Source organism: Priestia sp. TRM10, from assembly GCF_057808375.1.
On the sequence record NZ_JBJZOT010000015.1, the window covers coordinates 183,982 to 203,797 of the forward strand.

21 protein-coding genes are annotated in these 19,816 nt (G+C 36.7%); 8 read left to right on the forward strand and 13 right to left on the reverse strand.

The features are described from left to right. Positions 1-272 precede the first annotated feature (272 nt). Positions 273-1,796: a 3-hydroxybutyrate oligomer hydrolase family protein gene (locus tag ACK3CR_RS17745; protein ID WP_488975879.1), complete on the reverse strand. Its 1,524-nt coding sequence runs from the start codon at positions 1,794-1,796 to the stop codon at positions 273-275. 218 nt (positions 1,797-2,014) lie between these two features. Between ACK3CR_RS17745 and ACK3CR_RS17750 the strand changes: the two genes are divergently transcribed. Next, entirely contained in the window at positions 2,015-2,494 is a 480-nt protein-coding gene (locus tag ACK3CR_RS17750) for a hypothetical protein (protein WP_243519192.1), read from the forward strand. Between the two features lie 30 nt (positions 2,495-2,524). On the opposite strand, the gene ACK3CR_RS17755 is transcribed toward ACK3CR_RS17750, so the two are convergent. Genes ACK3CR_RS17755 through ACK3CR_RS17775 form a run of 5 tightly spaced genes read right to left on the reverse strand, consistent with a single transcriptional unit; the run spans position 2,525 to position 6,219 of the window. Beyond that, positions 2,525-2,959 (reverse strand): MarR family winged helix-turn-helix transcriptional regulator, encoded by a 435-nt coding sequence (locus ACK3CR_RS17755; protein WP_243519190.1) that lies wholly within the window; start codon positions 2,957-2,959, stop codon positions 2,525-2,527. A gap of 23 nt (positions 2,960-2,982) precedes the next feature. Beyond that, positions 2,983-3,351: a hypothetical protein gene (locus ACK3CR_RS17760; protein WP_488975880.1), complete on the reverse strand. Its 369-nt coding sequence runs from the start codon at positions 3,349-3,351 to the stop codon at positions 2,983-2,985. Positions 3,352-3,359: 8 nt separating this feature from the next. Beyond that, complete coding sequence (locus ACK3CR_RS17765) at positions 3,360-3,893, reverse strand: NAD(P)H-dependent oxidoreductase (protein ID WP_124048959.1); 534 nt, start codon at positions 3,891-3,893, stop codon at positions 3,360-3,362. Positions 3,894-3,925: 32 nt separating this feature from the next. Next, on the reverse strand, positions 3,926-5,539 hold the full coding sequence (locus ACK3CR_RS17770; RefSeq protein ID WP_243519186.1) for a DHA2 family efflux MFS transporter permease subunit: 1,614 nt from the start codon (positions 5,537-5,539) through the stop codon (positions 3,926-3,928). A 41-nt stretch (positions 5,540-5,580) separates the two neighbouring features. Then, positions 5,581-6,219, reverse strand: coding sequence for a biotin/lipoyl-containing protein (locus ACK3CR_RS17775; RefSeq protein ID WP_243519182.1), 639 nt, complete (start codon positions 6,217-6,219; stop codon positions 5,581-5,583). 308 nt (positions 6,220-6,527) lie between these two features. Here ACK3CR_RS17775 and ACK3CR_RS17780 point away from each other — a divergent pair, with 308 nt between their 5' ends. Next, the gene (locus ACK3CR_RS17780) at positions 6,528-7,409 is read left to right on the forward strand and encodes a 5'-3' exonuclease (protein WP_243519179.1); all 882 of its coding nucleotides are present in this window, start codon (positions 6,528-6,530) and stop codon (positions 7,407-7,409) included. A 31-nt stretch (positions 7,410-7,440) separates the two neighbouring features. On the opposite strand, the gene ACK3CR_RS17785 is transcribed toward ACK3CR_RS17780, so the two are convergent. After that, a complete protein-coding gene (locus ACK3CR_RS17785) occupies positions 7,441-7,848 on the reverse strand; it encodes a carboxymuconolactone decarboxylase family protein (protein ID WP_243519176.1) in 408 nt (135 codons plus the stop codon). Positions 7,849-7,985: 137 nt separating this feature from the next. Here ACK3CR_RS17785 and ACK3CR_RS17790 point away from each other — a divergent pair, with 137 nt between their 5' ends. Both ACK3CR_RS17790 and ACK3CR_RS17795 read left to right on the forward strand, forming a co-directional pair. Further along, entirely contained in the window at positions 7,986-8,426 is a 441-nt protein-coding gene (locus ACK3CR_RS17790; protein WP_040056383.1) for an Lrp/AsnC family transcriptional regulator, read from the forward strand. A gap of 122 nt (positions 8,427-8,548) precedes the next feature. Beyond that, entirely contained in the window at positions 8,549-9,022 is a 474-nt protein-coding gene (locus tag ACK3CR_RS17795) for a MarR family winged helix-turn-helix transcriptional regulator (protein WP_019392336.1), read from the forward strand. A gap of 77 nt (positions 9,023-9,099) precedes the next feature. On the opposite strand, the gene ACK3CR_RS17800 is transcribed toward ACK3CR_RS17795, so the two are convergent. The 4 genes from ACK3CR_RS17800 to ACK3CR_RS17815 form a co-directional block, all read right to left on the reverse strand. Then, positions 9,100-9,408 carry a hypothetical protein gene (locus ACK3CR_RS17800; RefSeq protein WP_040056385.1) on the reverse strand — a complete coding sequence of 103 codons (309 nt, stop codon included), beginning with the start codon at positions 9,406-9,408 and terminating at the stop codon, positions 9,100-9,102. Between the two features lie 137 nt (positions 9,409-9,545). Further along, the gene (locus ACK3CR_RS17805; protein ID WP_243519173.1) at positions 9,546-10,406 is read right to left on the reverse strand and encodes a CvfB family protein; all 861 of its coding nucleotides are present in this window, start codon (positions 10,404-10,406) and stop codon (positions 9,546-9,548) included. 129 nt (positions 10,407-10,535) lie between these two features. After that, entirely contained in the window at positions 10,536-12,110 is a 1,575-nt protein-coding gene (locus ACK3CR_RS17810; protein WP_430237062.1) for an FMN-binding glutamate synthase family protein, read from the reverse strand. Positions 12,111-12,173: 63 nt separating this feature from the next. Beyond that, positions 12,174-13,895: a pyruvate oxidase gene (locus tag ACK3CR_RS17815; RefSeq protein WP_480380347.1), complete on the reverse strand. Its 1,722-nt coding sequence runs from the start codon at positions 13,893-13,895 to the stop codon at positions 12,174-12,176. Between the two features lie 180 nt (positions 13,896-14,075). Between ACK3CR_RS17815 and ACK3CR_RS17820 the strand changes: the two genes are divergently transcribed. The 3 genes from ACK3CR_RS17820 to ACK3CR_RS17830 all read left to right on the forward strand — a co-directional run bounded on the left by ACK3CR_RS17820 (position 14,076) and on the right by ACK3CR_RS17830 (position 16,322). Beyond that, positions 14,076-14,957 (forward strand): permease, encoded by an 882-nt coding sequence (locus ACK3CR_RS17820; protein ID WP_328122719.1) that lies wholly within the window; start codon positions 14,076-14,078, stop codon positions 14,955-14,957. 13 nt (positions 14,958-14,970) lie between these two features. After that, positions 14,971-15,828: a TIGR03943 family putative permease subunit gene (locus tag ACK3CR_RS17825; protein ID WP_488975881.1), complete on the forward strand. Its 858-nt coding sequence runs from the start codon at positions 14,971-14,973 to the stop codon at positions 15,826-15,828. Between the two features lie 119 nt (positions 15,829-15,947). After that, positions 15,948-16,322 carry a hypothetical protein gene (locus ACK3CR_RS17830; RefSeq protein ID WP_488975882.1) on the forward strand — a complete coding sequence of 125 codons (375 nt, stop codon included), beginning with the start codon at positions 15,948-15,950 and terminating at the stop codon, positions 16,320-16,322. 123 nt (positions 16,323-16,445) lie between these two features. Here the strand turns inward: ACK3CR_RS17830 and ACK3CR_RS17835 are convergent, their stop codons facing one another. Further along, on the reverse strand, positions 16,446-17,789 hold the full coding sequence (locus ACK3CR_RS17835; protein ID WP_243519159.1) for a hemolysin family protein: 1,344 nt from the start codon (positions 17,787-17,789) through the stop codon (positions 16,446-16,448). Positions 17,790-18,051: 262 nt separating this feature from the next. Then, complete coding sequence (locus ACK3CR_RS17840) at positions 18,052-18,306, reverse strand: hypothetical protein (protein ID WP_488975883.1); 255 nt, start codon at positions 18,304-18,306, stop codon at positions 18,052-18,054. A 261-nt stretch (positions 18,307-18,567) separates the two neighbouring features. Between ACK3CR_RS17840 and ACK3CR_RS17845 the strand changes: the two genes are divergently transcribed. Further along, entirely contained in the window at positions 18,568-19,800 is a 1,233-nt protein-coding gene (locus tag ACK3CR_RS17845) for a polysaccharide deacetylase family protein (RefSeq protein WP_243519154.1), read from the forward strand. Positions 19,801-19,816 lie beyond the last annotated feature (16 nt).

The following is a 19,816-nucleotide window of genomic DNA, read 5'->3' on the forward strand; positions in this document are numbered from 1 at the left end:
ACCTCTCCTTTCTCATCATAATATTTAGTTGCTGAATCGTTTTTATACCACTTGAACACTATAATCTTGTAAAAATAAAGCTCCTCGCATATGCTGGAGTATTTTTGAAACCTTCTGTAATAAGGTTTACTTTTATTGTATCGTATTTCAAACTTTTTTGAAAGTTTCAGCTCCCATCTTGCCTTATTAAGGGCATACACTTTCATCAATCTACCCCAAAACACAAACAGACTTGCTTTTATCAAAACAAGACTGTTTGCTCTAAGCTTTATTTACATAGAAGGATCTTTTTCTTTACCTGTTACAATATCTCTTACATGAAGAGGGTTTGTAGGTGCTTGAATTGTACCGCTTGATGGTGGCGGCGTCCCTTTCTCTACCCAATTAACTAATAAATCAAATGACTGATGTGCATAAGGAAGAAGTGGCTGAAGCTTCTTTTTTGAATCAGCACTTGGATCCCAAACAAGGCTATCAACATGATTGCCATTTTCAATCGTATAAAGGCGGTGTATATGGTCCTTTTTATTTTTCTTTACGAGCTTTTTATACGGATCTGCATGAATGCTTGGTGGAATGAGAGCATCAAGCGATCCAGCTATGCTAATAAGAGGCGCCTGGATGTTTCCTGTATTCTCAATCTGGGCCACGTTCTTTCTTACTTGTTTAGGACGCTTGAAATAGTTATAGTTTTTAAAAATATGGTCATTTGAGCGATCACGTACTCCGTTTATGATCGTTAAATAATCTTCCCACGCTAATTTTTTTGGAGCGTTAGGATCGAATTCATCTCGGTATATATTTAGCGTAACAAACCAGTACGCTAAATCATGGTAAGGCCAGAGTTCTTCAGATCCTTTTGGTAATCCTGCCTTATACATTCTTTTTATTGCTTTTTGCTTTTCCTTTCCTTCTCCATATAGAGCAGGTTCAGCATTGTTTACAACGTCTGTAAGAGAAGTAATTAAATTATCGTTGTTACTTTGCCAAAGAACACCTTCCCAATCTACCCCACCATCATATAAAGGTGGCTCTCCGCTGTATTTTACTCCATCATGCTCAAGGGCATAGCGAACAACATAGCCACTGTTAGAAATTCCAATAGCATATGTTGGAACTTTATGATTTTTTGTAATAAGCTTACTCGCGCTATTTGATTTATCTCCTTTTTTAATCAGAGATGAAGCATGATTGTTCACTAAATAGGTTTGTGCAGCTTTTGTTACCTGCCGAAATCGCTTGTTCCATTCTTTTATGCTATCTTCCTCTGAAACAAGCGCATTTTTCACTTTGCCAAGAGCATCATTAGGATCAATCTCCCCCTGTGTTCCTTTATCTGTTACTGCATAAGCGTATCCTTTTCCTAACATATAGTCGCTAAACAACAAATCTGTACTTGTTTCATTTCGTGTAGCTGGTGAAGCAGAAACAACCAGTTTTCCATTCCATTTGTCTGGCACCCGAATGATAAATTTTGAATCGTCAAAGTTCCCCCTTATTTCCCTTCCCGTTATCTGTTGGGGCTTATAGTAGTCATACCATCCCGTATTGTCTGTTTTGCTTCCCCATTTATAAGGAATTAAGCTTTCGTTTCCAAAAAGTGCAGCCTTTTGATACTGCTCACTATTTACTGTTGTAAGAAACCTTCCTTCTTTCCCATCAAATACAGTAACTTCTACACCATGAGCCCCTTTCACAACAGGCGAGAATGCTCCCTCTGTTTTCTTTTCTCCTCCTAGCATGACAAAGCTTAAAGCTAAAAGAGCTATTCCCCATTTTAAAAGCTTTTTTTTCACTGTACTCCTCCTTTTCGAGAAAACGCTTTCTACCAACTTACGTACTTTTTATATTCTTGTTCTTTCTGTAAAGTCCTGCTCTTTTTGTCCTATGAAAAAAAGCTTAAAAAACGAAAAAAAGGGAAAAAGAACAAGACAAGAAACTAGTAAAAACAAGGTACTTTTCTTTTTGTTTTTCACATATATTTAATAAACAATGCAAGAAAGGAGTTTTTGTATTGCTTGAGGTTATTAGCGCTCTGTATAGTTTCCTTACTTTTATTCCTTTTGCCTTCTGTCTTTCTCTTTTACTCACAGTTGGAGTCTTTCTTCAAAAGAAACGCGGATATAATATAAAAAAAGAAAGCTTTATTTTAAACAGCGTAGGTGGTTTTCTTCTTTTTTATATCGGCCTTTTACTCGTTAATCTTCAAGCAACAGGGCAGTATAGTGGAATTTCTGGGAGCTACCTTTGTCTTATTGCAAGCATTACGATGGTTTTGTTGATTTTGTCTCCTGTGCATATTAAAGCATTTTCTCTTTCAATTGCTTCTTGTGCGCTGATCGCTTTTATATTCTCATTCAGCTTGACCTTTCTTCCGGCTATCCTCCTTCTAATAGGGAGTTCTCTTCCTTTTATAAAAGGTGAAATTCTAAGAAGAATAGAAGAACCTGATGAAGAAAAAAGCGCAGAACCTATAAAAGAAGTATCTATATAAAAAAACGCGCGCCAACAGGCACGCGTTTTTTTAAGCGACAGGGATATTCTTCTCTAATTTGCCGAGCAAATCCACCAACGTTTCTTGCTCTTTTGGCGCTAGAACAGAGAAATAGGCTGTTAGCATTTCTAAATGCTTACCTTTTACTTCTCGCACAAGCGCACGTCCTTTTGTAGCAAGTTCTACTTTAACCATGCGGCGATCTTTCTTATCATGATAGCGATGCACAAGTTCTTGTTCACTAAGACGATCCACAATAAGAGTTGCAGCGCTTGGCTTAATATTAAGCTCTGTAACAAGTTCTTTCACATAAAGAGAACGTTCACAGTCAAGTAAAAACAACGTTTGAAACTGAAGGGGCGTGATGTTATAAGGATGAAGATTATGCTTAGCCGATAACCTGATTTTCTTTGTAATACTCATCATCGTTTTGTGGGCTTTATTAATCGTTTCTCCGTTAGCCATCCTGTCTCATCCCTTCTCCATCGCTATTCATTATCTTTTTTATTCATAGATTTGAGTGCTTGTCGAAAAGCATCGTCGTTCATTTCACTAGATGATGATGATGATGAAGACTCTGGTTTCTTTTCTTTATCACTCATGTTCTTTAGCGCTTGGCGGTACGCATTATCGTTCATTTCGTTTGAATCTCTTTTTACAGCTCTTGGCTCTTCACGTTTTTCAACAGCAGGCTCTTCACTTTTCTTCGTTTCCGTTGGTTGTTGTGTACTTTCTTCGGAAGGCTGAGTTTTCACTGCTTTTTTCTCATTCGAACGAGAAAGACTTCTAATATTCACAGAAACAATAAGTGCAATAAGTACAACAGCAATAACCGCAATGATTATAATTGTTAACATATAATCACCTACAGTTGCTGACCTTTGAATTTAGCTGTTACTCCTGCAACACGTTTTCCTAGTGCCATTCCTAGCTGTTTATCCTCTTCAGAAAGAAGACCATTGCTTTCAACAGGACAAGTAATGCCTACGCCGTAGTAAGAACCGTAAAGGGCATTTTCTGGTATATTTCCAGTAAGACCTGTAATAATCATACCTTGATGAAGCATTGGTGTAATTAAATTAAGCATTGTAGCTTCAAGTCCACCATGTGTTGTAGCTGTTGTGCAAAATACAGCTCCAACTTTATTAATTAATTTCCCTTCTGCCCAAAGATATCCAAGCTTATCAATCCAAGCTTTTAAGCCTGAACTGATTGTTCCAAAGTGCCCTGGACATCCCCAGATAATTGCGTCCATCTCTGGAAGCTCTCTTACATTTGCTTCATGAACAGAGCGGAGAAAAACTTCTCCACCTTGTACCATACGAGCTCCTTCAGCAATTGATTTTGCAAGCTCTTCAGTATGTCCGCCTTCGCTATCATAAACAATACAAATTTTCATAACCATTTCTCCCCCTTTTTCCCTTTAAATTATTAAGAAGTTTTCGGAGCTGGAAGCATTTTTGTTTCTTCTTGTACAGGTTCAATTGCTTCTTTTGTCTGTGGATCTTTACGAACATCACGTAAGAAAAAGCTCAAAATCAAACCAATAACAGCAATTCCTGTTGCCCAGAAGAAAGCATCGTTAATGCCCATTACAGTAGCGTGCTCACTTGCGTTAGCATACACTTGCTTCACAGCTGTTTGCTGTGCTTGTTCCATTGGCACATGCATAGCTGAAGCAATTTTGACTGTTAGCTCATGAAAGCTTTGCATAAAACCAGTGTTTGATGTATTCATATTCTCAGTTAAAGCACCTAAATGGAACGTTGTGCGATTTGTAAAAATCGTTGTGACAAGACTAATTCCAATTGATCCACTAACTTGACGTAGCGTATTTGACATTGATGAACCATGGTTATTCAAACGAGATGGCAACTGGTTTAACCCTGCTGTCATAATTGGCATCATAAGAAGCGACATCCCGAATGAACGGAACATATACACAGTTAGTAGATGTGCATATGACGTTGTTAATGTTAGTTGTGTAAACTGGAACGTTGTAACAACAGTAATAATCATTCCGACAATACCAAGCGGTCTTGGTCCAATCTTATCAAATAGAATACCAGAAATCGGCGACATAATAAGCATAATAATCGCCCCTGGTAGTAGTAATAAACCTGAATCAAGCGGTGTATACCCGCGAATATTCTGCAAGTAAATTGGTAGTAAATACATACCTGCAAAAAGGCTAATTGTAAGTGCAATGTTAATAATGCTTGATAGTGTGAAAATATTAAATTTAAATACGCGCATATCTAGCATTGGGTGTGGTGAACGCAATTGTTGGATTGCAAACACCGCAAGTAGGATAACTCCAATAATCATTGTTGAAAGGACAATAGGATCTGTCCATCCATCTTGACCTGCTTCACTAAATCCGTAAAGAAGAAGTGCCATACCTAACAAAGAAGTTGTCGCACCAAAAACATCAACCTTAATGTTTTTCCCTTCTTGAATATCTTTTAATTTAAAGAAAGCAAAAACAAGTACGATTACACCTAATGGAACCATTCCTTCAAACAAAAGGTGCCAATCATAATTTTCTACAACCCAACCTGATAAAGTTGGTCCAATAGCCGGTGCGAACATCATCGCAAGACCAAAGATCCCCATTCCTTTCCCGCGCATTTCTGGTGGGAAAATCTGAACAATAATTGCCATAACAAGTGGTGCAAGTACACCACCACCAATGGCTTGAATTAAGCGCCCAACAAGCATAATTGGGAACGTTGTTGCAATCCCACAAATAAGCGACCCAAGCGTAAATACAAACATCGCAAATAGGAATAGCTTACGAACTCCAAAACGTTCAATTAAGAAAGCAGATAGTGGAATAAGTGCTCCGTTGACGAGCATATAACCTGTTAAAAGCCACTGTGCACTGCTTGCTGTTACGCCAAATTCATTAATTAAATGGGGTAAGGCTACATTTAATAGCGTTTGGTTCAAAATAGCTAGGAACAAACCAAGCATAACAATAGCAAGAAGCATTCCTTGACCAGAGTTTTTTGAACCTGAGTTTCCATTAACAGATGAAGCCATTAAATTTCCTCCTTTCCCTTTTCAAAAATTATCTATCTTAATTAGTTTTTGTTAATTTTTACTTGTGCGTTCATTCCTGGTAAAACATTCTCAGAGTAGTTAGAGATTGAAATTTTAACTGGAATTGTGTGTGTTACTTTCGTATAGTTGCCATCAGTATTCGTGCTTGGCATTAAAGAGAAAAGTGAGTTTGTTGCAGAACCTACTTCTTCTACTTTTCCATCAATTGTTGTACCTTCGTCACCATCAACAGTGACTTCTACATCGTCACCTTTTTCAATATCTTTTAGCTTATTTTCTTCAATGTTAGCTGTTACATAAAGTTGAGTCATATCTACTACTTCAGCAACTGCTTGACCTTGCTGTACTACCTCATTATTTAAAACATCTTTTTTAACGATTTTTCCATCTTCAGGAGCTGTTACATCTACGCTGCCCTCTCCTGTATTTACATTAGCAACAGTGTTATCTTTTGAAACATCTTCGCCTTCTTCAACAGACCAATCTGCTAATTTCCCTGACTGTGGAGCAGTGATGCTTTTCACATCTCCCATAACTTGTGCATTTTCTGTTTTAATGTAATTAGCGTTTTGGTAGTAGTAGTACCCGCCGCCTCCAACTAATGCTAAAATAACGATGATACCAATGATGTTGATTAAAACTAAACGACCTCTTGACATAATCTTGCTCCTTTCTTCACTTAAAATAATTAATTAAATTTATATTTAACTTTATTAAATAAAAACCGTAGAATAAGCTCTTTTTTTAAGAGAGCTACTTTTTTACTACATAAAATTGTATATTCACTACGGTAATTACTTTCTTATAAAGTTAATTTACATATGGAATCTTACCATACGAATATATATAAAAGCAACAATTTTTTCTCATAATTTTTTTGGTTATTTTTTCAATAAAATCTCCCTTTTCTTCCCTCTTCTTTTTCTTCTATAATAGAGCAGGAATAACTCAAAAGGAGCTTACTATAATGAAGAAAAAAACGCTGCTGTTAATTGACGGCTTCAATTTGCTTAGTCGCGGTTACTTTGCTACAGCATATGGACGAGATGAAGAAGATCTTACAAAAAATATCGATGGTGCCTATATTAATGCTTTAAATGTATTTTTTCGAAAGCTATTTCAGCTTTTTAGACAATATGAGGTAACACATGCATTAGTTGCTTGGGATGTAAAAAGAAATGAGACAGACCGCCGAGTAAAATACGATTTTTACAAAGCAACTCGTAATGAACTTCCTCCTCCTCTTATTGAGCAATATGAAACATGTCAAAAAATATTAGATGCTCTCTCAATCAAACAGATGTCTCTTGCCCCATATGAGGCAGATGACCTTATCGGCTCTTTATCCCTTTCATGGACTGTTCAAGAGGAAGGAAAGTGTTATATTTATAGCAATGATAAGGATTTATTTCAGCTATTAAATGAAGATGTAGCTCAAATTGTCGCAGGAAAACGTGGTGATAACGTTTTTACAATGGAAGATTTTCAAACGGAATATGGCATTTCACCTTCTCAATGGGTAGATGTTAAAGCACTGCTTGGCGATAAAAGTGATAATATTCCCGGCTGCCGTGGCGTTGGCGAAAAGGCAGCTCTTCCCCTTATCCAGCTTTATGGGTCTATTGACGGCCTTTATGAAAATGTTGAAACGCTTGATAAGAAGTTTAATCGATATAAGAAGAAGCTTTTAGAAGGAAGGGAAACAACGCTTGTGAGTAAAGAACTAGCTCAAATTCTCTGTTCTATTCCTGAGCTTCAAGCGTTTGATTTTAATACTCTTTCTCTTGATCTTACTGAAACACTTGTATATAAAGAAATGAATAAGGTGGGTATTTTCGCTTCTTTTTAAAGAGCTCCCCTGTATAAGGGGAGCTTTTATATTATGGACGCAAATCCATCATTTCACCAAAATATTGAGAAGCGGTCGTAAAACAAACAAAAGCGCACAGTTCGCTTATTTCTTTTTCATTAAACGTTTCTTTTAATACTTCAAAAATTCCCTGTGGGATAGCGCTCCCTACTCTTAAAAAAACACTTACAAATCCAAGTGCCTTTATCGTTTTTTCATCCTGGATATTTTTCTCAGGTTCTCTTTTAGCTTTGCAATAAAGACAGCCGTTTCCATGAGCAAGTGCTGTTCGCACATGTTCCTTTAAATCTTTTGAAAGCGACATAGTGTTTTCAAGTACTTCCCCTAATTCACTCCACTTTTTCATTACTTCTTCATTATGTCCTAGAAGCTTTTGAAATGAAGTTTCTCCATTTAATGATAAGGATATTGTTGTCATCGTTCCTCTTCCTTCCTGTTTTCAAGTAATTTATGTTACAATTATAGAAAGAAAAAGAACTTTTTCACATTTCAAATGAAACTAAAAAATAAGAGATAAATTTTATTTGATATAAATTTTGAAGAAGAAGGTTGCGTATGAAAATTGACGAGTTAGATATTAAAATTATGAAAGAACTAAAGAAAAATGCAAGGCTTTCAATACGACAACTTAGTCAAAAAGTCAATTTATCTCCACCGTCTGTAGCTGAAAGAGTTAGAAGACTTGAAGATGAAGAGGTCATTGAACGCTATACCATTGACGTCAATAGAACGAAGCTTGGTTATTCTATTGACTGTATTATTGAAGTTACCGTTAAAAATGGAAAACATGAAGCATTTAAAACGTTTATTGAGCAGCATCCTAATGCTTTATTCTGCTATCGTATTACAGGAAAGTCCTGTTTTATGGTCATGCTAACTGTGGAAAAGCTTGAACAGATTGAAGATTTTATTAACGATGTGACCTCTTATACAACAACGTTTACAAATATTATTTTTTCAAGCGTAAAACTTCAAAATGAAAGTCTTTTTACTTAGTTCGTTAGAAGGAGAAAAGAACAATTTCTAGAAAGGTTTATTTGAAAACGTTTTTTTTATTATTATAATAGAAGGAGAATAAAAAGCGTTTTGGTTTTATTATAAAGGGGGCATTACCAAAAATGAGTGAATATCCAAAAGAGATAAAAGAACAGTTAGAACATATGGATCGTATGAAGGATACGTTTTTTCGCCATAAAAAAAAGCTTGTTGAAGAATTATGTAGTAAGCTTCCTTACAACATTACTCCGACAAAATATTATATGCTTAAATTTATTTACGAAAAAGAAAAATGCATGGTTGTTGATGTATCCAAAAAACTGGAGTTATCGTCTGGGGCCACAACCATTACTCTTAATCAGCTTGAAGAATATGATTTAATTGAAAGACGGCGTGATAGCCGGGATCGTCGCATTGTTTGGCTAACACTGTCGGAACAAGGAAATGAACTTGTTCGCAACGCTCTAAAGAAGCGTGATGAATTTTGGGGCAAAATGCTCGCGGTTTTAACAGAGGATGAAACAAAGGAATATTTCCGTATTCTTGAAAAAATCGAAAACGGAATTGAAAGAAATTTAGATGGGATAAAAAGATAACAGAAATCATTTTGATCTCTATTATCTTTCTACATCAAAATATAAGTTATAAGGTCATCTAATAAATACAAAATATGCTACGCTTTCTTGTGTAGTACAAGTCCGTCATACGTATTTTCCATATGATAATCTTTGAAAATAGATACGATTGTGACAAGGCCAATTACGAGAATAAGCGTAATAGCAAGAGCTGTTGTTATATCAGCAAGAGGTGCAATAATAGCAGCCGCAACGGCTGGGGTCATCGTAATACAAAGATCTTTCGGTTTTTGCTGTACGTTTGCGAGCGGTGATAGAAGCTTTCCGATCATTCCTTTCACCATAATCGTTTGTTCACCGTGAGATACGGCTTTGTGTAAAGCATGTTTTTCTGCTACTATAATCATAAGTAGAAACCTCCTCTAGTTTGCGTTATTTAGTTTAATATTCGCTACGAAGAGGAGATATCCTGCTTTAAAATGTAAAAAATATATGAATTTTCAATCACTTTAACAAAAAGCCCTTTTAGAAAGGGCTTTTTTTGTTAAGATTTCGTTATATATGTCCAACCATCTTCTTGATACACTTTCTTTTGTTTCATTAACCCCCCAAGCGCACGCTTGAAAGCTCCCTTGCTCATTCCGAACTGTTCTAAAATATCATCTGGATGACTTTTATCACTATATGGCATCGCACCATTTCGACCTTCCATATAAGTTAAAATTTCTTCTGCGTCATCACTCATTTTATCTTGCTTACGTGGAAAAAGAGATACATTTAAAGTGCCATCTTCTTTTACATCAATAACGCGACCGCTTACTCTTTCTCCTAATCGTGGTTCACGTTTACGTTCGCTTTCATGAATAAAACAGCGATATCCCTCTTCTGAAATCATGAAACTGCCAATTTTCATTAAACGATACACATTTCCTGTAATGTCGCTGTTATATGCAGTTTTAGGAGCTTTACGCGCTACTTGTTCCATAATATTTTCTGTTGCGAGGCGGCCAAGAAGACGACCTTTACGATCCGTTTTAATGCTTACATATAACCAATCACCAACTTCAGGCCACAAATGTTCAAGCGCTGATAAATCATCAAGGGAAACAAGCAAATCTGTGCTTATGCCAATATCAACAAAAACCCCTAAATGACGTTGAACGCCAACAACTTGCGCCCATCCATAGCGTCCTTTTTGAATGTTTGGTTTCTTCATTGTAGCTGTAATACGGTCTTGTTTATCATGATAAAGGAAGACTTCTACATCTTCGCCAACTTCAATTTCACCAATAATTTCTGATTCATGTAGTAATACATCTTCACTGCCATTTGTTAAAAATACGCCGAACGGTGCTTCACGCTCCACTTCTAGCGTCACAATCGTTCCTGCTTCAATCTTACTCATGCTCTTTCTCTTCCTCCTCAATGGTGCATTTGTTGCTCCTACTAAATCTACCATGATTTAGTATAGATGTATAGATTATTTCAAGAAAGACTCGTTTTAGATTGCGCTAGTTTCTCCTACTTTTATTCTTCAACTCGATATTTTTGCCCTTTTTTCTTGTTTTTCAATGTTGCCTTTTTCATCTTTAAAAACAATATGTTCTTTTGAAAAATGAACAGGAGAAGTGATACCCGCTGCTGCAGCTAAATTGTATAACCCTTCTCGAAGAGACAAAATATAATTGCATACACGGAATGATTTTTCTTCTACTATAAGGGCTTTCTGCAGTTTAGGATCTGTTGTTGCAACCCCAACAGGACAATTGTTTGTATGACAAACTTGTGCTCTTATACATCCAACCGAAAACATCATGCCGCGAGCAATATTCACAAAATCAGCGCCCATTGCAAGCGCTACTGCAATTTTGTCAGGCGTAAGCAACTTTCCAGAAGCAAATACTTTTACTTTATCTCGAACTCCGTATTTTCGTAGTAAATCATCTACAATAGGTAGAGCTGTATAAATCGGCAACCCAGCAGCATCAGCAAGTTCTGAATAAGAGGCTCCAGTGCCTCCTTCACCTCCATCAATTGTGAAAAAATCTGGACTTCTCCCACTTTTGGCGATATATGCGATAAGCTCTTCAAGTTCTTTTACATTTCCTACAACAAGCTTCACACCGACCGGCTTTCCGCCAATACTACGGAGCTTTTCAATAAAATCTAGCATTCCTTCTCTGCTGCTAAACTGTTTGAAACGGTTTGGGCTATCAATCGATTCTCCAGCCTTAACTTGACGGATTTCAGCAATTTCCTCTGTTACTTTTCTGCCATCAACATGGCCGCCTCTCGTTTTTGCGCCTTGAGCAAGCTTAAGTTCAAATGCTTTCAGTTCTTTTATTTCACTTTTCTTTTTAAACTCTTCCCATGAAAACTCTCCCTCTTTCGTTCGCACTCCGAAAAGACCTGGACCAATTTGACAAATAATATCTGCGCCCCCTTTCAAATGATGAGGTGACAATCCACCTTCTCCTGTATTCATCCATGTTCCTCCCGCAAGTTTCAGCCCTTTAGAAAGAGCTGTAATAGCCCGGTCCCCAAGCGATCCATAACTCATTGCAGATTGCCCAACGTTTCCCTTTACATAGAAAGGCTTTTCACATGTATGCTCACCAATAATTTGCACATCATCTTCATGAAGAAGATATGGGGAAGCCTCTACCTCTTCTCGATGTTCTTTTCTTCTCAACAAGTTATCTTCGTCTATTTTATAAACTTTTGTTTTTACTTTTTGCTTATTATCCACCTTCAGCTCCTCACGCTGAGCTGGAAATAGAGAATTTGCGATATAGTAACCAGCACGCTCAAATTCACGCTCTGAACCAAAACCAATTAACCTGCTTTTATATTTAGCAGATTTCATTGTTTGCTCATATTCTATCCGTGAAAATGGCTTGCTTTCATTATCATTATGAAATAAATACTGTCTCATTTCAGGTCCAATTTTCTCTAAGATGTAGCGTACCTTCCCTAAAACAGGAAAATTTCTTAGCACGGAATGTTCCTTCTGTTTTTCATCTCTTATGTAAATCCATAAAAATATGGCTCCTGGGATTAATAATAATAACAGCAATGCCCCGACTAGAATTGTAATCGTCCATCCCATTTCTTTATCCCCCTCTTTACTTTATAAAAAAGAAGCATGAGAATTCTCATGCCTCTTCTTTTGTTAAAAGAAACGCTTTAAGCTCTTCTTAAGCGGCGGCATTTCTACTTCATGATTTTCGAAGAAATTCTTCAATAAATATTTGGAATAAGAGAAAGCCTGGCTGTATCCAATTTTACCTGGAAGAGGCGGCTGTTCTTCAATATGAATATCCAGAATAACAGGTTTTGTGGCAAGGGCCGCTTTTTCAAAGGCAGGAGCAAGTTCTTCAAATTGTTCTACTCTATAGCCAATACCTCCTGATATGTCTGCAAATCGAGCAAAATTGAATGGTTGAAGATCAACTGCATAATCAAGGTGACCTCCCACTTCCTGTTCGTATTTAATCATCCCGATTTTTTCATTGTTCAAGACAACAACAATAATAGGAAGCTTGTATTTTACAGCAGTTAAGAAGTCTTGCATTACCATTGAAAATCCACCATCTCCGCATACAGCTACTGCTTGGCGCTCAGGATACGCCATTTTTGCAGCGATGGCTCCTGGTAGCCCACAACCCATTGTAGCAAGCCAACTTGAAATGATAAATTGTTGGTTTGTTATGCGGAAATGTCGTGCCATCCACACCGTAACGTTCCCAACATCAACAGATAAAATAGCGTCATCTTCTACAATTTTTTGAAGCTGTGGAATGACTTGGTGAGCTGTAATAGGAGTTTCTTCTTTTTGCTCATCTTTTCCAATATGTCTCCACCAATTTTCCATATTTTCTTGGCATTTCTCAAGAAAATGTCGATTTTCTTGAAAAGCTCCGTGTGCAGTAAGCCATGGAAGTACTTCCTTTGCATCTCCTACAATTCCTACTGAAACTGGATAGCGTTTTCCAATTTGAGTAGGTTCCATATCAATTTGAATAGCTTTTGCTTTTTCAGGAAGATAATCTCGGTATGGGAAAGATGTCCCTACCATGATAAGTAAATCCGTCTCCTCCATTGCCTCATATGCTGGCTTTGTCCCAATTTGACCCAGGTTTCCGAGATTTGAAGGGTGCTCGTCTGGAATTACTCCTTTTCCTGGTAGTGTCACAACAACTGGAGCACCAAATCTTTCTGAGAATGCCTCCACTTCTTTTCTAGCATGCAGTGCTCCTTTTCCAGCTAGGATAACAGGACGTTTTGCTTCATTTAAATATGTAACAGCTTTCTTTAGATCCTCTCCATTTGGAACAATCTGAACTTCTCTAAAAACTGATGAGGTATACATTAAACTCTCGTCAATTTCTTGAACAGGGATATCATCTGGAATGGTTAAAACAGCAACCCCTTTTTTAGCATATGCCGTTTTAATTGCTTGATTTAAAAGATCTGGGAGCGTGTCTGCTCTTTGCACCGTTTTATTGAACACGGCTACGTCATCAAACATGCGCTGCAAATTAATTTCCTGAAAATCATCTCTCCCAAGTTTTTCAGTTGATACTTGTCCAGCAAGAACGAGCATTGGTACTCCATCTGATGATGCATCATACATCCCATTTAAAAGATGAACTGCTCCAGGACCTGCAATTGATAAACATACCCCTATTTTCCCTGTAATTTTTGCGTAGCTTGAAGCGGCGAGAGACGCTGCTTCCTCGTGGCGGACTCCAATAAATTTAATTTGCTCTTTTGCTTTTCTTAACTCCTCCATTACATTGTTGATAGAATCTCCTGGAAGACCATATATATGATCAATATTCCATTCTTGTAGTGAACGAATTAACGCTTGACCAGCCGTTGTTTTAGCCATAATGTAGTTCCTCCTTTTTTAGGTAAATATTCCACGTTGTCTAAAATTCAAACATTCTTAAATAAAAAAAGCTTCACATAGTGAAACTTTTTATTTCTCTATTCGTTTGTAACTATGTGTCTTTGTTGTTCTCTTTCATCAACGTGGATTACGATTACTTTACAAGGAGATGGAAGACTTATGTCAAAAGAATCTTTTTTACAAATGAATACGGTTTTTATTAGTATATTAGTAGAGGCCCTACCATTCGTCGTTCTTGGCGTCATTATCTCGGGCGTGATTCAAATGTTCATTACGGAAAATATGCTAGCTAAAATTATTCCTAAGAATCGTTTTCTCTCTGTTATAGTGACCTCTGTGCTTGGAAGCCTTTTTCCTGCTTGTGAGTGCGGCATTGTCCCTATTACAAGACGACTTATCGGAAAAGGAGTTCCTCTTCATGGAGCTACAAGCTTTATGCTAACAGGACCTGTTATCAACCCTGTTGTGATTTTCTCCACATATGTAGCATTCGGAAACAATTGGAAGATGGTTGGCTATCGGTGCATTTTATCCTTTATTGTAGCTCTTTTTGCTGGTTGGATTATCTCTCTTCAATTTAAGGACGGGCAGCTACGCAATGAGGCTACACACCATCATCATGACCATTCTCTTGCTTTTTCAAAGAAGTTTAGCGATATGGTACGTCACACATTAGATGAATTTTTCTCAGTTGGTAAGTTTTTTATCATCGGAGCCTTAATTGCAGCAGCGATGCAAACATTTGTTAAAACATCCACACTTCTTTCTTTAGGAGATGGACCTATTATGTCTATTATAATAATGATGGCACTCGCTTTCGTTCTGTCTCTTTGCTCATCAGCTGATGCTTTTGTTGCTTCATCTTTCCGAAGCACGTTCAGTAATGGCTCACTTGTTGCATTCTTAGTATTTGGTCCAATGTTTGATATTAAAAATATGCTTGTTATGCTCGGAACTTTTAAGTCTAAACTCGTATTTTTCCTACTCTTTTACGTTACGATTTTCGTCTTTTTAGGAGCACTTATTATTTCTTATTTGTAAAGGAGGAGACAAAGTGGTACGCATTTTAATCTTAATTGGTTTTAGTTTTATTTTTATGCACCTGCATGCTACAGGAACAATTAATAAATATATTAATATGAAATACAGCTATATCTCATTTAGTACGATATTTATCTTTATTTTACTAACCATTGCTCAAGTTTATTTTTACGTAAAAGATGGCGATAAGAAAAATCACAATGATCATGAACATGATCATTCATGTAGCTGTGGCCATGATCACAGTCATGATGAAGATAAATGGTACAAAAAGCTCGTTGTGTACCCGATTATGATTTTCCCTCTCGTTGCTGTTATGTGCTTCCCAATTGCAACGCTTGATTCAAAAATGGTTGAAGCAAAAGGATTTCACTTTCCTATTCTAGAAGGTGATGATGCGTCAAGTAACCATCAAATTTTGCAACCTGATACAAGCACATATTACGGAGCAGAAGATTACGAAAAATTAATGGATAAATCAAAGAAACAGTATGAAAAGAAAAACTCCATTATTCTAAATGATGACAATTATTTAAAGGGAATGGAAACCATCTATAATTTCCCTGGAGAGTTTACAGGAAAAACGGTATCGCTAACCGGTTTTTCTTTTAATAATGATGACTTGAAGAAGAATGAAGTTTTTCTATTTAGATTCGGAATTATTCATTGTGTAGCAGATTCGGGTGTCTATGGGATGCTCATTCAATTCCCAGACGATATGAACTTAGAAAATGACGAATGGCTACGCGTAAGTGGAGAACTAGACACAATGTATTATCAACCATTCAAAAAAACAATTCCTGTTTTAAAAGTGAAAAAGTACGAGAAGATAAGCGAACCAGAAGATGCTTATGTTTATCGTCAATACTAATAAAAAAGCCGCTTAATGCGGCTTTTTTCATTAGGCATTTGTCTATTTTTTTTAGGACAAATCCCCGAATTTTATCTTTCGTATATATTATAAGAGACTCGTAAAAGGAGGTAATACATGTGCATCATCACTCTTACTTTCCTCATTATTATCAAAGAAACTATAAGCCGACCGACCAAAATGAAAAAAATTATTCTTCCTCACATCATGAAAATTTTGTCCACCCTACTGCTTCCTCATTTCCATATGGAGAAGGAAGTTATGAAAAAAATTATTCTTCCTCACATCATGAAAATTTTGTCCACCCCACTGCTCCCTCATTTCCATATGGAGAAGGAAGTTTAGAATATCGTTTGAATTATCTTTCTTATCAAGTTCAGCAACTTATTGAGCAAAACAAACAGCTTCTTGAGCGTTTAGATCGAAAAGCTCCTGAACAAAGTCAAACGGTCACAGCACCAAGTGGAGGCGGCTCTATTATTGTCCGGATGTGAACACTAGAGTGGAAGGTCTTCCTCTTAAAGGAGTCCTTCATTGATAAAAAGTGGACAAGTTTAAGTGAATTTCTCCATAAAAAAAGCTCCTGCTATTTTGCAGGAGCTTCTAAGTTTTCTTTCCTATCCGTGCTTTCGTTCCGTATCCTCTTCCATTTCTTCATTTAATTGTTTAATTAAGAAAGAGACTTGAAGAATTTGATGATTTTCAACTTCTACTACTTCAAAACGGTACTGATCATCTTCAACAACAGGATTCTCATCTGGGGTTGAAGCCATCTTCACTTGCATCCATCCCCCTATTGTATCAACGTTCTCTCGCTGATCAAACGTCATTCCGAATCGCTCTTCTAAATCATCTAAAAGAACGCGTCCATTTAAAAGATAGTAGCCCTGTTCTTGTTCTACTACGTCGGGGATTTCATCAGTATCAAATTCGTCTTGGATGTCACCAACAATTTCTTCTAATATATCCTCCATCGAAATAATTCCTGAGGTTCCTCCATATTCATCCATAACAACGGCAATATGAATGTGTTCTTTTTTCATCTTCACTAACACATCTTGCAAACGTGTTGATTCATGAATAAAAGGAATCGGATGGATATGTTTTTTCATATTTAATGACCGTCCAAGAACAAGGTTTGTGACCATTTCCTTAGCATTTACAACACCGATAATTTTGTCTTTATCTCCTTCTTCTGTTACAGGGTAACGTGTAAAGTGGTTTTCATCAATAATTTGTAAAAGCTCTTCCTTTTCCATCTCCTGATCAAAAACAATCATTCTTGTTCTTGGTACCATAATATCTTTTGCAACCCTTTCATCAAATGAAAGGATGTTTTGCATATATGAAAGCTCTGTTTGATTGATTTCTCCACTTTGATAACTCTGCGTCATAATAATTTTAAGCTCTTCTTCTGAGTGTGCTTGTTCATGACCGGCAGGCTTTACCCCAAATATGCGAAGGATAATACGCGCTGAGCCGTTTAAAAGCCAAATGAGAGGAAATAAAATTTTCCCAAATAGCACAAGCGGCTGAGCTAACAAAAGCGTAACTCTTTCAGTATACTGAATAGCCAATGTTTTCGGAGCAAGTTCTCCTAAGACAACATGTAAAAACGTCATAATACCTAATGCAAGCGCGTAAGAAACAACTGTTGTCCAAGCTGTAGGAATGCCCAATTCATGAAATACAGGGTGCAAAAGTCGTTCTACAGTAGGTTCTCCGAGCGTCCCAAGACCTAAAGCAGTCACTGTGATTCCGAGCTGACAAGCTGAAAGATAATAATCCAAATTGGTTACTAGTTTCTTTACAGCAACCGCTTTTTTATTTCCTTCTGAAATAAGCTGCTCAATGCGCGACATTCTTACTTTTACAACAGCAAATTCGGCCCCTACAAAAAAGGCTGTCAATACAATTAAAAGAGCTACTAATATTAAATTAATGATAATGGTCGTGTCCAACTTATCCCCTCTAAAAAGAGGGAATCACCTCCGCTATAAAAATTATTTATATCTACCCGTAGAGTGATGACCATGAGATAGGTACTCAAGCCAAAATGGTCCTTTGTTTTCAATTAATACGGTTACATTCTTCTGACTAATCGTTCTCCATAGCGCCTTCCCAACGTCTTCACCCCCTTTTTATTAGCTTATATTTTAGCATATATTAACTTCTATGTATATTTATTATTCCGGAACCGTTTTTTACTCTTTTCACTATGTATTACAACACATTTGTAAAATGCAGAAGAAGCACAGCCCCTCCTAAAACGACACACGATACATGCCCTTCCCTTTTTTCTTTTTTAAACCCTGTTATGTTATTGAAGATAAGTGACAGAGACATAGCTACTAGCATCCAAGAAACAACGTTAAAACTCTCGATATTCCCTTTCTTTTCCATAATGAGTGTAGTTAAAGCCAATATGATGGTGAAAATAGAAAAAACTATACCACCTGCTTTACATAAGCGATCCATCTTTCCATCCCTTTCTCAAAACTTCTCCTTTTCTTCTTTTTTCAAAAAGTTTACGAAATGTATGCCTTCCCTTTATTTTAACATATAGTAAAGATTTACAAAAAGTATAGAAAAAATATTCAGTGAATTTAAATTAGTTAATATCTTCCGATAATTATCATTTTTTACCTTATATATTACACTTTTATTACATTTTTATTGCAAATGTAAAGATAGTCTATTATACTCACAAATAGAGAAAAAAATTTAGGAGTTTTTGAGATGAAGAAAAAAGGGGTTATTGTTTTATCTTGTTTGTTTTTAATGTTTATTGTCGGATCTGCTTCATATCTCTTCTATAAGAAAGAAAATGCAGAAGAAGCTCCACAAGCTCTCGTAACAGAAAAGGAGTACACGCCAATTTATTCTGTTCCTTCTCCTTACACTGAAAGAGAAGTTAAAGGATATTTAACTAAGAATACTGAGTATCGCAACTACATGGCATTTAACCAAGACTGGTGGCGAGTTGCTGTTGGAAACGACGTTGGCTATGTTCCACGCAAGGAAACGAAAATAGCGAGTGCAACAGCTGTCAAAGATCAGTCGCTAACGAGTGCTTTTGAGGGAGAAACATTCTTAGTAAAAAAAGCAACTCCGATTTATCGTTCAATGTCTAAAACGTCTAAAAAAATTGGCGAATTTGATCAGCGTACTCAAATTGAAGCAAAAGATACAAATCAAGATTGGATGGAAGTGAACGTTGGCGGTCTTATCGGTTACATTCCAAAAGATAGTGTTGAAAAACAGAATGGCGTTCCTGTTCTTATGTATCATCACCTTTTAAAAGATGAGGAGAATCATAACTTCAGGGATGTTTCCACAACTATTACTCCTGAAGCCTTTGATGAACAAATGAAGTGGCTTCATGACAACGGCTATACTGCTATTACGCTCAAAGAATTAGAGTCTTACATACAAGGAAAAAAAGCGTTACCTGAAAAATCTGTTGTCATTACATTTGATGATGGGATTATTTCTTCGAGAGAGTATGCTTATCCTATTCTTAAAAAATATGGATTTAAAGCAGAAAACTTCATTATTACAGGTAGAATTTCAAAAGAAAGTAAACCATTCAATCCAGATCGATTAGACTTTTTAAGCTATCAAGATATGGAGAAAATGAAGGATGTGTTCTCGTTTGGTTCTCACACAAATGTACTTCATTCAATGAATGAGGAAAATAAACGCGGGATGATTACCCAACTTCCTTATGAGCAAGTGTTAGCAGACTTCAAACAAAGTAGACAAGCACTTCCATCTCACTCTGCATACTTTGCTTATCCTTTCGGACACTTAAATGAGACATCTGTTCAAGCTGTCAAAGATGCAGGCTTTACCCTAGCCTTTACAACACAAAAAGGCTACGTCTTTCCTGGGGATAACCCACTGCTTCTTAACCGATTCGGTATCGGACCAGACATAACATTAGAAAAGTTTCAAGAGATCTTCAAATAAAAAAAGATTCAGCAGT